The organism is Maricaulis alexandrii (assembly GCF_005871165.1).
Taxonomy (GTDB): Bacteria; Pseudomonadota; Alphaproteobacteria; order Caulobacterales; family Maricaulaceae; genus Maricaulis; species Maricaulis alexandrii.
Genome location: NZ_SWKP01000006.1, coordinates 382,664 through 396,616 on the forward strand (window position 1 = coordinate 382,664; position 13,953 = coordinate 396,616).

The 13,953-nt window shown below is 57.2% G+C and carries 10 protein-coding genes; 6 read left to right on the plus strand and 4 right to left on the minus strand.

Annotation, left to right across the window (positions count from 1 at the left end):
- Positions 1–4 precede the first annotated feature (4 nt).
- Positions 5–1,822, minus strand: coding sequence for an ATP-binding protein (locus FCS99_RS08165; protein ID WP_138511587.1), 1,818 nt, complete (start codon positions 1,820–1,822; stop codon positions 5–7).
- A 312-nt stretch (positions 1,823–2,134) separates the two neighbouring features.
- On the opposite strand from FCS99_RS08165, the gene FCS99_RS08170 reads away from it, so the two are divergent.
- Entirely contained in the window at positions 2,135–2,581 is a 447-nt protein-coding gene (locus FCS99_RS08170; protein WP_138511588.1) for a hypothetical protein, read from the plus strand.
- Between the two features lie 6 nt (positions 2,582–2,587).
- On the opposite strand, the gene FCS99_RS08175 is transcribed toward FCS99_RS08170, so the two are convergent.
- Both FCS99_RS08175 and FCS99_RS08180 read right to left on the minus strand, forming a co-directional pair.
- Entirely contained in the window at positions 2,588–4,099 is a 1,512-nt protein-coding gene (locus FCS99_RS08175; RefSeq protein WP_138511589.1) for a vanadium-dependent haloperoxidase, read from the minus strand.
- 265 nt (positions 4,100–4,364) lie between these two features.
- Complete coding sequence (locus FCS99_RS08180) at positions 4,365–5,231, minus strand: hypothetical protein (RefSeq protein ID WP_138511590.1); 867 nt, start codon at positions 5,229–5,231, stop codon at positions 4,365–4,367.
- A gap of 208 nt (positions 5,232–5,439) precedes the next feature.
- Here FCS99_RS08180 and FCS99_RS08185 point away from each other — a divergent pair, with 208 nt between their 5' ends.
- From FCS99_RS08185 to FCS99_RS08205, 5 genes are all read left to right on the plus strand, one after another.
- Entirely contained in the window at positions 5,440–5,901 is a 462-nt protein-coding gene (locus FCS99_RS08185) for a toll/interleukin-1 receptor domain-containing protein (protein ID WP_138511591.1), read from the plus strand.
- Positions 5,902–6,092: 191 nt separating this feature from the next.
- Positions 6,093–6,359, plus strand: a complete 267-nt coding sequence (locus tag FCS99_RS08190; RefSeq protein ID WP_138511592.1) for a hypothetical protein — start codon at positions 6,093–6,095, stop codon at positions 6,357–6,359.
- Between the two features lie 3 nt (positions 6,360–6,362).
- The gene (locus tag FCS99_RS08195) at positions 6,363–7,655 is read left to right on the plus strand and encodes a relaxase/mobilization nuclease domain-containing protein (protein WP_138511593.1); all 1,293 of its coding nucleotides are present in this window, start codon (positions 6,363–6,365) and stop codon (positions 7,653–7,655) included.
- A 348-nt stretch (positions 7,656–8,003) separates the two neighbouring features.
- On the plus strand, positions 8,004–8,594 hold the full coding sequence (locus tag FCS99_RS08200) for a hypothetical protein (protein WP_138511594.1): 591 nt from the start codon (positions 8,004–8,006) through the stop codon (positions 8,592–8,594).
- Positions 8,591–10,276, plus strand: coding sequence for a hypothetical protein (locus FCS99_RS08205; RefSeq protein WP_138511595.1), 1,686 nt, complete (start codon positions 8,591–8,593; stop codon positions 10,274–10,276). Before FCS99_RS08200 ends, FCS99_RS08205 begins: the two co-directional genes overlap by 4 nt.
- Before the next feature lie 324 nt (positions 10,277–10,600).
- Here the strand turns inward: FCS99_RS08205 and FCS99_RS08210 are convergent, their stop codons facing one another.
- Positions 10,601–13,936 (minus strand): ATP-binding protein, encoded by a 3,336-nt coding sequence (locus FCS99_RS08210; protein ID WP_138511596.1) that lies wholly within the window; start codon positions 13,934–13,936, stop codon positions 10,601–10,603.
- Between the last annotated feature and the right edge of the window lie 17 nt (positions 13,937–13,953).

Below are 13,953 nucleotides of genomic sequence, written 5' to 3' on the forward strand. Positions count from 1 at the left end.
GTTTCTAGCCGACGGCGCGGTTGGCCTGGACCGGGGCGTCATCCTCGGCTGGCACCAGCAGGCGGGCGAGCACATCGCGCAGGAAGGCCAATTCGACCGGCTTGGGCAGATAGGCCACAAAACCCTCGGCCTCGAACTGGCGGCGATGGTCTTCCGAGGCCAGGGCCGTGACGGCGACCATTTGCGTATCGACCGCCTTGCGGGTCTCGCGGATGCAATGCATCGCGCTCACCCCGTCCATTTCGGGCATCTGGATATCCATCAGGATGATGTCGTAATTCGTCGCGGTCGCCTTGTTGACAGCTTCGCGTCCGCCCGAGGCGACATCGATCACCAGTTCGTCGCCCTTGACGATCTGTTCGACCATGGCGCGCAGGACAAGCTGATTGGTCACCACATCATCGACAACGAGAATGCGCTTGGGCTCGTCCAGAACGATCGTGTCCAGGGCTTCGCTGGCCGGCACCGCCACCGGGGCCTTGCCGCTGGCCAGAGCCAATTCGACCGTGAAGGTGGAGCCGCGTCCCGGCTCGCTGGAGACCGAAATCCGGCCGCCCATCATGGTCAGCAGACGACGGCAGATCGCCAGGCCCAGCCCGGTGCCGCCATATTTTCGGGTGGTGGACGAATCCACCTGGCTGAATGCGTCGAAGATCGCATCCTGCTTGTCGCGCGGGATCCCGATCCCGGTGTCCTTCACCGTGATCCGCAGCGGGATCAGTCCGTCATCGCCGAGCTGACCGCAATTCAGTGAAACCGTGATCTGCCCACGATGGGTGAACTTCACCGCATTGCAGATCAGATTGTTGAGCACCTGGCGCACGCGGGTGGGATCGCCTGTCACATCCAGCCGGTCGCCGGCGCCCTCCCGCTTGACCAGAATGTCGACACCCTTGGTCTTGGCCTGCGCCTGCCAGTGCGCGACCGAGGCGTCCAGCGTCTCGATCAGGTCGAAATCACGGGTCTCCAATTGCAATGCTTCCGCTTCGATCTTGGACAGATCGAGGACATCATTGAGCAGGCCCAGCAGGGATTTGCCGGACGTGTCGATCAGGCGCAGGGAATGCTTGTGCTCATTCGAGAGCTGGCCGTCCTGCAGCATGACACTGGTCATACCAAGCACGCCATTGAGCGGCGTACGCACTTCGTGACTCATATTGGCAATGAATTCGGACTTGGCCCGGTTGGCGGCCTGGGCCGCCTTCAGGGCTGTCTTCAAACGCTCATTATTGCGCGCCAGCGCATCCTGGGCGTCCTGGGCCGCAGAGCGGAAGCTCGTGCCGAACAGGATGATCCAGATGCAGGAAAACGCCGCGGCGGCCACCAGGATGTTGAGCATTTCCTGCGGGCTGAAGGCGAGCTCGCCGCCCGTGGCCTGTTGGGCCGCCCAGGCGATATAGGCGAAATACGCGCCCACCGGCACGATGGCGGCCAGGACCGCCCGGAACCCCCAGGCGATATAGGCCCCCAGCACGATGCCGGGTACATAGAGCGTGGCCGGCGGGAAGGATCCGCGATTGGCGTAGGCGGCCAGGAAGATGACGGTCGAGCCGAGGGCGATCATCAGGGCGATCGTGAAATTGGGCCGGCGCAGTTTCAGCCCGACCCCGCCCAGGACAGCCGCCACGAGTGCGGATCCCAGACCGAGTTCCACCATGCCCGGACGTCCCTCGACGACGAAGGCCAGCATGGCCGTGTTCACCAGGCTCATCAGGGTGAAGACACCGGTGAAGGCCAGCGCAATACGGCAACGCACCGCATGGTCGAGATCGACCTGCGGATTGGCCCCTGTCAGCTGATCTACCCAGCGCCAGAAAATCATTGTCACCCTCTCTTTGCTTGGCCTTGTAAACGATGAGCGTTTAGAAACCGCCGCACAACCTCAAATCAATTCGAACGATCCCGTTTGCACGGATTTAACGTCTGTCGGCGGCCGCTGTGTCCGGGGATGATCCCGGCACACGTCCAAGCTGTAGTCGCTCATATAGTATGACAACCTGCTTAACAGGGTGGAAACGCTAATTCGCGAGGCTGTCCATCAACAAAACGCGAGCCGGTCGGCCAGAACGGGCCGTCCTTGAAATGCGGACCGGATCAACCGGAACCGCAAGCCAGAGAAGTGGTGGTGAGGCGCATGTATACCGAGGACGGTTTCGAGCTGAGACCTGTCGGCGACACGATGGAAATCTACGCCTCCGGCGAGATTTTCCACGAACCGGAGCCGCATGTCGTCCTCGCCCTGCGCCGCATGCAGACCTATTTCCCGACCACCAAAATCCTGTCGGACGTCCGCCTGGCCGCCTATGTGCTGGAACCGGACGAGCATGACCACCGGTCCAGCGCCATTGCCGAGGTGATGAAGGATTTCACGCTGGCCGTGATCTGCCTGTCAGAACAGCGCCCCTTCATCGAGCAGACGGCCGACAAGATCCGTGCCCGAGGCGGCCGCGTGAAGATTTTCTCATCCAAGGGCGAGGCGCGCGACTGGCTGGAAAGCCAGCCGGCCGGCCCCGTCGAGCCGATGGAAACGGCCGCCAGCACGGCACACGTCTGGCAGCAGCGAGAACGCCAGGCTGGCTGACCGCAATCAGTCCAGGCTGAGCGGATCGTCGATCTGCGCCGTACCGTCGAAATAGGCCTGGATCACCGGCCAGTCATATTCCGACACACGCCGCCCCATCGCCAGACCTTCCACATTGTCGGCCATGATGTGATAGCCGCCGAGCAGGCGGGATATCCCGGCCATCTCAGCCGTTTCGGTGAAGGTCGGAAATTCCAGGATGACCGGTGTGTGCTCATAGCCCGGCTCGGTCATCGCCCCGGCCTGCACCTCGACCGAATAGCCGAATTCATCATCGCCCGTGAAACGGCGCAGCGTATCGGCCGCGGCGGCGGAAATCGTGGAATGGCCGGACGGATAGCCGCCGAAGGGCGGGGTCGGGAAGGTGCGCGGGGAATAGGGATGCCATTCCGTGGCGGCCACCTCGACCGTGCCCTGGCCCGGTCCGCCCCAGGCCTCGATCACCTCCTCGCCGCGATAATGCCGGATCAGGGTCCAGGGGCGTGACGTGTCGTAATAGATCTTGCTGTCCCAGGAGGCGATGAAGGCATCCATGGAGACATTCGCGACGGCGAAATACATCCGCACATCGGTGTCCAGATCATTGCGGTCGCGGCAGGACACGACCTGGGACATCTGCAACCAGTGACCGGACTGGCCGGTGGAGGCCGGCCCGTCGCGCATGAATTCGACCAGCGCCTTTTCCTCATTGGTCAGATTGGCGTTCATGTCCTCGACCTGAAAGGCCTCGGCTTCCAGCTGCTCGCTGCCGACCAGGGGCGGCGGCGGCGCCCGGAACTGGTCGCTGCTTTCCAGACCGAAGGTCTCGACCCGGTACCAGTGCGGCGTCAGCCAGGTCTGCACGGCCGTACCGCCCATGCCGTCATCGGCCGGGATGGGCTGCCAGCGATCGGCATCCAGGATCACATCGGGATGATTGGACGGGCGGTACATGATGTATTGCGAATAGGGCGTGCCGTCCGAGCCGGCTTCATCGCCCAGCTGGTTGGCCCCGTCATGATGACGCGCCGCGATCACCGCCTCGGCGGCCAGACGGCCAATGCCCTCGGGCGTCGCCGGATCGCGGCCCGCAAAGTCCGGATCGAACCCGGCCTCGGCAAAACGGGCGCGGATATGGTCTTCCAGGCTCGGAAACTGGTCGAGCAGGCTGACATAGCTGGCAAAGGCGATGGCGATCTGCTTGTTCGCCTGGGTCCGCTCGGCCTCCGGACGGCGCAGGGCCCCGCCATAGCGCGTGCCAACGGCCGTATCGTCATAGGCGGCCCAGGCATCAAACATCGCGGTTTCCACGATTGCCATCTGCCGCGACAGGACGGTCGGGCGCGCGCCCACCTGCAAGACCTCACGGGCCGACACATCCAGCAGGACGTCCGTCCAGTGATAGGCCGCGCTCGGCTCGAACGCCTCATCCCCGGCCAGGTCCGTGCATTGCTGGATCGCCGCCGCATCCGCCGGCGGCGGCACCTGCTTCATCAGCGCCGCCCCCAGCCCCAAAGCCATAACCACAGAAATCATCATGTCTCTCCCCTGTCGCGCGCAGGTTGGTCCCGTCACGCGACGCAATCAAGTCCGGGGCTGAGATTGTCGCGGGATGTTCATGGGGGGGTGGGGGGCGCTTCGGGTGGCTTGCCACCCGAACCCCGGACCTGATCCGGGGGAAGAATGGTGGGCCTGAGCGTAGAGACCTTGAACCAACTCGTTGAAACTCTTCTCGAATGGGAAGAGTTGTTGCAGCACTCATCGCTGGCAAAGCCAAAGCCGCCAGAGTCAGGCTATTAGGCTGTTAAAAGGGCAGATCTTCGGACGTTGCGTCCTCTACGTGATCAACGACCGCGATCATGGCATCGATTGTCGACCGAACGTAGTCGTCATCAAAATCGGTGAGCTTGTTGCCTTCCTTGTCGCATCCATTGCGATGCACGCAATCATGCCGCTTTCGCATTGCTGGAAATAGAATGTCGCTTTGATCCTTCGAGGGGAAAAGTCCGACGCCGAACGCATCACGGTAAAGCACATTCACGACCTCCAGATTGTGATAAAGGATGGCTTTGAGGTCATGGACAACGCGAAGCGTTACCGCCTGTGGATTGGCAGCGAGTTCAGCGGCAGAAATCGAAATAGACCCGAGTTTCTGGTTGTTCTTCAATAGTTCGTCCCGGACCGCCGCTTTGCTCCGCACGGCGTTGATCAAGGTGTCTCCCAAGCAGGCTTCTAGCGATGAAACCGCTCCTGCGAAGATCAGTCGATTTGTGAACTGTGGGTCGTTTTCGGGGCTTGGCGCACCCACCATAATTGTGAGCTGACGGAAGGACTCTAAAGCGATTGAGTGAGGGTCGGTCGGCGGCTCATAGTCTTCATCCGGGCCGTACATCGGCATATCGCCATGCACAGTGAATTGGTGAGGGTCTTCAAGCTCGAACACAGCCTCACCTGCGTTCACCCAAACGTGGCCCATATAGACGGTGTCGCAGCCTTCACATTCGATCTCGGCCTGGTCGTCCACTGCCATGTCGGACGTATTCTCGGCGGAGAAATTCAGCTCAGGAACACTGACCTCTTGATCGTTGGAATGGCCGCATTCAGGGCATTCCCAGTAAATGTGTGATGTGAAGTCCTGCATCTCGGTACCGCCGCTCAATCCATCAGCCATTCAATTGGCTACGCCTTTGAGGATAACGCCCAGGCAAATACAACCAAGAGATCAGCTCATATTTGTCCACAATGATGGCTTGGCCAAGTTCCACCCTCGATGTTGGAATACGACAGTGTGCAGCAAGGCAGGCGATTGACTTGATGCGGAGACAGAGGCCTCATCCAATCTTTGATTGGAATCTCAACCCCTGCGAATTCGAAATTGAATGACGGACGTATTTATTAGTTACAGCACCAAGGATGAAGAGCTCGCTTCCGAACTAAGAGACCGCGTGCGCTCCCAAAACCTTGATCCCTTCTTGGCCAGCGTGAGTTTGCCGAAGGGTGAGAAGTGGGCTCCAAACATCAGAAAAGCCCTTCGAGAAGCAAACTGGGTTTTTGTTTTGGCGACGTCCAGTGCGTTGGCGTCCGCAGCCGTGAACCATGAGATCAGCGGTGCCGTATACGGCGGCAAGAACATCGTCCCTGTGATGGTTGGGGTGAGCCCTGAGCAACTTCCAGACTGGCTTTCTGAGTATCAAGGGATCATCGCCGATGAAGGCGATAGCGCGGCCATCTGGGAACAAGTCGGCAAGGTAATCTCTAAAATCAGGACGGAGAAAACTACCGGCTTGCTGATCGCTGCAGCCCTTGCCGGATTTGCTGCCTACTGCGTTTTCAAGAAATAGCTAGCGGCTCGAACCAACACCTAAAACTCCCGCTCATTTTGGCCCGCCCTCACACTGTGAGGGCGGGCTTTTTCGTATTCAATTCAAGGAACTCGTACTCACCTATGACTGCCAAACGCTCCTCCCCTCTATCCTTGCGAATTCGCGAGGAGCGGCTTGTCCGCTTAAGGCGGGAAGCGGGTGAGCACGACATGACGGTGAACGCCTACGTGAATTTCAAACTCTTCGAACAAGGTCTCCCAGAGCGGAAGTCGACGATCAAAGCGATAGCTGCACAAATCCTAGCACTGCTCGGTGCTAGTGGCATTGGCCCCGCCATCCGCTCGATGGCCCAAGCCGTCGAGCAAGGTGCACTGCCGCTCGATCCTGAGACCCAAGCCTCTATTCGCGCGGCCTGCGCCGATATCGCCGTGATCAAATCGCTGCTCATGAAGGCGCTCGGCATCAAGGAGCGCTGACCTATGATTTTGGTGGCATCCCAGCGGGGTGGGGCAAAGCAACTCGGCCTTCATCTTCTGCGCACGGACGAGAACGAACATGTCGAAGTGCACGAGATCAGCGGCTTCGTGTCGGAAGGTGTCGTGGAAGCGCTCAAAGAAGCCCAGGCGGTGGCTAAGGGCACGCGCTGCAAACAGTATCTCTTCTCGGTATCTCTCAATCCGCCAGAAACGGAACGTGTCGATATCGATGTTTTCCAAAACGCACTGTCTCGTATCGAGGGGGCCAACGGCCTGACGGGCCAGCCACGGGTTGTTGTCTTTCATGAAAAGGAGGGGCGCCGGCACTGCCATGCGGTTTGGTCGAGAATTGATGCGCAAACCATGACGGCAAAGCCGCTTCCCTATTTCAAGAACAAGCTGCGGGATCTGGGGCGCGAGCTCTATCTGGAACACGGCTGGAAGATGCCGCATGGCTTCATGAATAGCCGCGAAGCCGATCCGCGGAATTTTTCGCTCGCCGAATGGCAGCAAGCCAAGCGGATGGGCCGCAATGCCCGCGATCTCAAAGAAGCGATCCAGGACTGCTGGGCGGTTTCTGACTCACGGGCTAGCTTTGCGGCGGCGCTTCGAGAGCGCGGCCTTTACCTCGCTCGCGGTGATCGGCGCGGGTTTGTGGCCATTCCGGTCGAAGGCGAGCCGCTGGCGATTGCTCGATCAACACGGCAGCGGGCAAAGGTCATCGCCGAGCGACTGGGCGATCCGCAAGACTTGCCGAGCGTGGAAGAAACGAGGCGAAAGATCGCGCGTGATCTGACGCCGGTGGTGCGAGGCTATCTTGAAGAGGCAAAGACGCAGGCCCGCCGGGAAGCGCGCCCGCTGAATGCTGCGCGCCGCAAGCTGGTGGAACGCCATCGCGCTGCCCGCCGCGAGCTCAAAGCTCGCCAGATGGAACGCGGCAAGCTGGAAGCGCAAGAACGCGCCGCCCGACTAAGGCGCGGCATCTTGGGCCTGTGGGACAGGCTGACCGGCCGCCACATTCACACCTTGGAGCGCAACGCTCAGGAAGCTGAGGCCGCCAAACGCCGAGACCAGGCGGAGCGCAAACAAGTGATGGAAAGCCAGCTATCAGAGCGCCAGCGCCTGCAAGTGAAAATTCGCACCATGCGGGTGAAGCATCACGAGTTGGAAAGTGCCATCCACCGCGAAGTCTGCGATCTCGAAAAGCGCGGCGCCGAACCCCTGCGCGAAGCCTTCAATCGCCACAGCGCAAAGCCAACGCGCCATCACGCCCAAAGCCCAACCTTTGAGCCCTGAATCAACCCATTCCCACACCTTGGAATGAGGGTTGCACCTGCAATCCATGACAGCCAGCCAAGAGCGGGGTGAGCGCAGTCAAGGATCAGTGCGGCGGGCGCAGGGCCATCGGCCCGAGCCTCGGGAACCGCACCCTTGATCGGCGCGAGGGGCGGAGCCCCTTCCGCACGATAGACGTAGCAGAAAGCTAGCCTCGCAGAACGACGCCACTTGTGGTCTTGGCGGGACCAAAGTCACGCGAGTTCACGCGTCGGCTAATTATTGCCACGTCCTCACGCGCGCTTAAGCTATACCTAAGGTCGCATTTATTCCTTGAGCGCGATTTTTCGGCGGTGGTACTATTGCGGTATGGACGCATTCAAAAAAAATAGCCTTCACCAGTCAAAAGGCCCAATCGCCTGCCTCGGGTGGGGATCACTGGTGTGGGACAGTCGAACTCTCCCATTGGCAGGAGAATGGAAGACCGATGGACCGGCTCTGCCACTCGAATTTGCCCGTCAATCGGGCAACGGGCGGATGACACTTGTGATAGTTGATAGTGGTCATGGCGTCCCGGTTTTGTGGTCCGAGTTAAGTGTCGACTCGCTGGGGCAGGCCGTTCAAGCTTTGGCTGAGCGCGAAGGAGTTCCAGACCCAAGAAGCATCGGGCGATGGCCAAACACAATTGATAAGCGCTATCCATTTATTGAGTCGATCTCTCACTGGGCAACAGGAAAAGGTTTGTCCGGTGTTGTTTGGACCGCACTGAAGCCAGGCATGAAGGGGAAACGAGGCACGATCCCTTCACTCACCGAAATGAAGACACACTTGGCGGCGCTGGATTCAAATTCAGCAGCCCTCGCGAAAGAATATTTCGATCGTACGCCGGCTCAAATTATGACGCCTCATCGCCAAAGCCTAGCGCGGGTTTTTGACGACGAGCAGAAGGGCGTTAGGTGACCCAGAGATCCCCTAAATTTGCTGATTTGAAGCCAGACCTTATTGATCCTCAAGGCGATCAATATAGGATACCTCTTACCTTCGCCGCGACCTTAAAGGCCCACGGGTCCTATGAAACCACGCGATTTGTCCTCCGGCTAAGTCCGCGCAATCATAAGCTATTGGAGCAAATCGAGGCGGGCGCCTTCGGCGAAGGTCTAATCCCGTGGGATGCTCTTCAAGCGTACTCAACCTACATCCACGAGACCATTCACTGGTGGCAGCATGTTGGATCAACCTCCGGCCTGCTTCTAAGCCTCAGCTATTTTTCGCAATGCCATTCTAGCTTGCAGGAGTTGCGCGATGTTATTTCTACGTTCGGCGCCAAGAAGTCTCTAAAAAATTGGACCGATAAAGTGCTGTTGGAGGAAGGGTGGGCGGCACAAGCGAAACTCGCTGCAGCAAACACAGCCGTCAACAACGCGCTCGATGTATTTTACTACAAGAGCTACGCCTTTCAGCCACGCCAATCTATCCATTGGATGATTAAACAAAACCACTTCGAGGATATCGGTTACGCATACGCCATTGTTTATGGGCAGCTTATGGGCCTAGTCTCAGGTGCTATCGATCCAGATTTCGAATTCCTTCCGGATTCGAATCAATGGAGCGCGGAAGCACTTCGGCTCCATACCGACGGACACGAAGGGTTCTGCAAAGGGTCAAATGTCATGCTGCCTCCGGTCGGGTTGCATGCGATCTACGAAGGACAGGCTCGCTTTATCCAGTTGGATTTCCTCAATCGCGCGAGAAGCGAGCCACTGACCTGCGAGGAATGGCGAGCAGATGGGTACCTGTCCGGGATCTATGTCGAGGCATTTGAGAGCTTTCTAAAACTGACGGAGACAGAATGGCCGGAAAGCCTATTTGACCCTATCGTGCCACTCTTCCTGTTGGTCTGCGATCTGTCTATCAATCCAACTCGTGGCATGCCGTTGGACATCGAAAACTTCGAGCATCTTATTCATGACGTGGACGTCGGCATACGCTTCGCAGAAATGTGTTTCACGATAAAGTCGAAACCCCATCTGAAGGCAGCGATCACCGACTTGTCCAAGGACGAGTACATTGACGTTTCTGAACAGTTGACCGAGCAGCGTGGCTACGATCATCCGCTGGCGGCGCTCACCGTCGTTAAAGAATGGGTGGAAGCCCATCCAAGCGTCGCTGCTTTGATGGAAGAGCATCGGACATTCGATTTTGAGCTGGAGAATTTGCCCATCCGAGTCTTCCTGTCTCACTACATCTCGATGTGTATCGACAAGCTGGAAAACCCCCAGTTTTTCTGTTGGCCCAGCGCCTATTTAGCCGGCCAGGCTGGGGGATTTGACACTAAGGCAATATGGCTACGCCACCTTTCACTCTTTAGCGACCATGCGGAGAAAGACGGCGTCTATCCACGCAAATGGCCGAACCGCTCGGAAACATCGGTCAAGACCACGTTCGATAGATTCTATGGATCAATGGCGCTCTACGAACTGACCGAACAATGGATTCTCGGAGATGGGCCATTCGATTGCGACTTTAGTTGGATGTCAGATAGCTACAATCAGGACACATTTCGCAATTGGGCGAATGATAGTTTCAAGGCCGCATACGGTGTAAACCTTGGTGACTTCGAAATCATAGACCCGCCGGATTGAGACGATGAAGGCTAAGCGCTCAGAGTGTGTCCAACCCTCACTCTGAAGGAACGCTGAAGCGCTGAGGATCGATGGGTGCATCATTGGAACGCACTATGCGCTCCACATCATCTTCATCGTGGTACTCAGCTAATAAGCCTTAGAGCCCGCAAGACTGCTCTTGTAGACCTTGTTGATTTGACCGACGGCACCGCCGGACGGCAGCTAAGGGATGAGCCAAAGCCCGCTTTGTCTGCGTGAGGAGGCCGAGGGTCGGAGCCATGCATGATGGGCCGATGGCTCGATAGGCGACTACCCCTTGATCGGTGCGAGGGGCGGAGCCGTTCAATTTTTCCAAGAACGCTTTCTCTTGAGCGCCTTCAAAACTGGTGGATCTACTTCATCGTCGGGAATTATAGGATCGTCATCCAGACTGATAGCAACTAGGTCTGGATCATTGTCGCCGATCTCCCAAGCGTGGCGAAAAACCACCTTCTGCTTCAAAATGGCAAGGTCAAACAGGATATCCGGCTCGGAGCTCTGCTCACTAACAATTGCGGGCACAAGCCAATAGCAACCGAATTTGGCAAGCTGTGTTCGAAAGGCATCCAAATTAGTCGACGTTTCAGGCAGCATCTTGTGAATCCGAGAAGTGAAAAGCACTTGGTCGCTTTGACGAACCTGCGCTGCCGCGTGGTCCAGATCAACACCGATCACAACCTTGTAGTGACTTGGATGAGCAACATCGATGCCCGTGACAGCCACAACTCGGATCAGGCCATTCTCGTCGCATCTGCCTACGTTCGAACGCCAACCTGTAAAGATTCGTTCAGCGGCAGCCCGATTTCTGAATAAGAGTGCAAAGAAGGGCGGCTGGCCGGGCGAGTAGATGATGCCGATACCGCTCCAGCCGGCGTTGTCCCAAGCGTCCACGTCAATGATCGAAACGACCTTGCGATTCGTATGTTTTAAGTTTTCGAAGTCAGGCATATCGGCTGGAGGTTCGCCCTCACCGAACTCTATTGGCTTAGGTTCATGTGTTGCCGACTTGGGCCTGCGAGCCGCCCGGCGGTCCCGGCATTCTGTAATTCGTCGCTTGGTAGGCGCGAAACGTAGATTTGGGCTATTCTGCAATATGTCTTCGTCTTCATGGTCAATCAGATTGCTGATCGGCGTTACGATATTCGAAAACGCCAATGATCGACCGAACCCTTCCTCATCACCCGCAATTCGCGCCAAGTATTTTTCGGCATCTTCAATGAACATGATGCGCGGTATCAAGGTGCCGATCACATCCCGAAGAAAAGTCTCAATTACACCGTCCTGTGCGTGGTCAACGGGATCAAAGTTCGCATTGAGCACGATGTCCATCAGTGGGGCACCGTCCCCAATCACAAAACCCAATGGAGGCCTATCATCCGACGCTTCAGCGCGGCGGACACGCATTTCCACCTGGCTGATATGTGGCACTGCATCGCCTCCCGTACTCGTGGCAAAGAACGCCTCAATGCTCCCCAGAAGGGCTTGCGCGACCTGTGATGAATGGCGATCTGAGTCGGCTGTGACAGTCCAGGACACCCCCATGACGGGAGACTGAAACTTCGCCTCCCCACCTGCGCCTAGCTCGACGGTTGAGGGAATATCTTCACGGGCTGGCTGGGCTTCAAGCATTTCAAAAAACTCATCGACTGAGTCTTGATCCGTCTCAGGGGGAAAGTAGCCGTCCGCAACCAGGTCTTCGCCCAGTACGTAAATAAGAGACATTGCAGCACCAATGAGATCCATTCCCTCAAGCACATCAACAAGGGGGGCCGCCTCTACGATTTGATCGCTGGAAAGCTTCATGATGAGCATTCCGATAACGCCATCTACTATCCGGCGGTTTTCGCGGTACTCTTTGATTTGGCTTTCTGTCATGCCTCGCTGAGCAAGCAACGCTGTGATGCGGTCCGCAAGAATGAGGTACTTGACGGCATCGATTGGCCTGCCGAGACGGCAGCATGTCCAAACGAGCTCCAAAACAGCGCTCAACGGCGCTTCGGTATAGTGTTCGTCGACAGTTAGCACCCGCAGCGATGTAGACGCTGCCGCCAAGAGAGTGGAGTGAGCAGCCCAGCTAAGCCCCACGGCCTGATATGCTGATGCGACGCCAAGCAAGGCAAGTGTCAGCTCGCCACGATGTTCAAATTTTATGAGGCGCTGCATCGCACGTCCCAAGGTGCGAATAGCCTCGTAAGGGCTATCGGCGCGAACTTGCTGAAGCCCCCTCTTCAGCAAAACTTTGCCACCTTCTGCTTCGGTCCGCCTAGTTTCTAGTCCCGCCAACATGACTTCGAACGCGCTGGAGTAGGCCGGCAAATGGCCGAGCGCGTCGCCGAGTTGCTGAAAAACCTCGACATTCTTTTCAAAAGGAAATTCGCCCATTCGAGGGGCTAGGTTGAAAATTTCCTTCCATTCGCCCAACGCTTCGTCAGTCTGCTCCGCGTCCCCCATGCACAGCACTAATTTCAAGCCCGCCATTAGCGATTTTGCATATAACGCGCTGTTCTTGCGGGTGTTGTCTGTTGAGATTGGAACCAAACGCTCAAGAAGCGATTGATATCTTCGATCCACGTCGGCATCAGCGGGAGAGAGAAGACCATATCGCTGCCCGGAGACCAGGCTTGTGATGACATTGGAAACGAGTTCGTAGTCCTGCGGATGGCCGGCGTCGTCTGCTAGACTCAACAATGCATCAAACTGGCTCGCCATAGGCTCAAAGTCGTCATGCCAATAGCATGATGTCCACAAGCGTTCATACAGTGCACGAAGTTTTTGTCTTGGAGTGCCGTACTTCGTCGCCAAGCGCTGTGCACGATCAAAACGGCCCTCGGTTTTCGCCTTAGGGCGCTCTAGTTCGCGAGAAAACATTGCCGCTTCTAGAGCATCATCGGCAAGCTGGTACTCAACGCCCCTGTAGCGATCAGGATCACCTAGCTGCAGTTCAAGTTGATCCAGCAACGCTCGGCGTTCGGCATCATTTGGACCGAGCCTCTTTTCGGCGGCCGCGCTTGTGGAAATGTGCAGTGCCTTCGCCGCAAGTTCCAAGTGATCATTTTCAAAAACCTTTTCAACAATCCAGCTCTTGTCCAGCAAGCGAATAGGCAAAGAATGTTCGCGACCTAAATCGTCTTCGATCTGCGCTCGTTTCTTATCCGGCACAAATTGATTGGTTACGAAGAAAATGCGCGCGTAGCCTCGGCTAGTGCCTATGATCTTCTGCACATCGCTCTTAAACTTCGGTTTCCAATCTTTTTTTGCGCTGAACGCAAAAGCCCACCTTTCCGAATTTGAGCCTGTCTCACCGACATACCACCGATCTGCAATTTCTTCGGCGACTGGATATGTCTCGGAGTCCACCTTGCTGTCGCCCCCACCTGTAGGGCCAGTTTGCGGGAGCAGGTTCGGACAGATCTCACACTCGGCAAGGCGTCGGGCAAAATGCTCAAACTCCTTTTCTTCGCCCCGGCTGGTAAGGCTGTCCAACACGTACTCAAAGACTGCCCGTTCAATGATTGGCGGAGCGTCTTTTGAAGAATCGGAATATGCGCCAGGACGCCGCGTACGCATAAAATCCGACGGTTTAAAATTTTCTCCCTGAGGCGCCGCTTCAGGTACAGGATTTTCTTCGGAGTCGCTCATGATCGATCTCAAAAATA

Coding starts and splice junctions, on each gene's coding strand:
- FCS99_RS08165 (WP_138511587.1), bottom strand. CDS start 1,822: ATGATTTTCTGGCGCTGGGTAGATCAGCTGACAGGGGCCAATCCGCAG.
- FCS99_RS08170 (WP_138511588.1), top strand. CDS start 2,135: ATGTATACCGAGGACGGTTTCGAGCTGAGACCTGTCGGCGACACGATG.
- FCS99_RS08175 (WP_138511589.1), bottom strand. CDS start 4,099: ATGATGATTTCTGTGGTTATGGCTTTGGGGCTGGGGGCGGCGCTGATG.
- FCS99_RS08180 (WP_138511590.1), bottom strand. CDS start 5,231: ATGGCTGATGGATTGAGCGGCGGTACCGAGATGCAGGACTTCACATCA.
- FCS99_RS08185 (WP_138511591.1), top strand. CDS start 5,440: ATGACGGACGTATTTATTAGTTACAGCACCAAGGATGAAGAGCTCGCT.
- FCS99_RS08190 (WP_138511592.1), top strand. CDS start 6,093: ATGACGGTGAACGCCTACGTGAATTTCAAACTCTTCGAACAAGGTCTC.
- FCS99_RS08195 (WP_138511593.1), top strand. CDS start 6,363: ATGATTTTGGTGGCATCCCAGCGGGGTGGGGCAAAGCAACTCGGCCTT.
- FCS99_RS08200 (WP_138511594.1), top strand. CDS start 8,004: ATGGACGCATTCAAAAAAAATAGCCTTCACCAGTCAAAAGGCCCAATC.
- FCS99_RS08210 (WP_138511596.1), bottom strand. CDS start 13,936: ATGAGCGACTCCGAAGAAAATCCTGTACCTGAAGCGGCGCCTCAGGGA.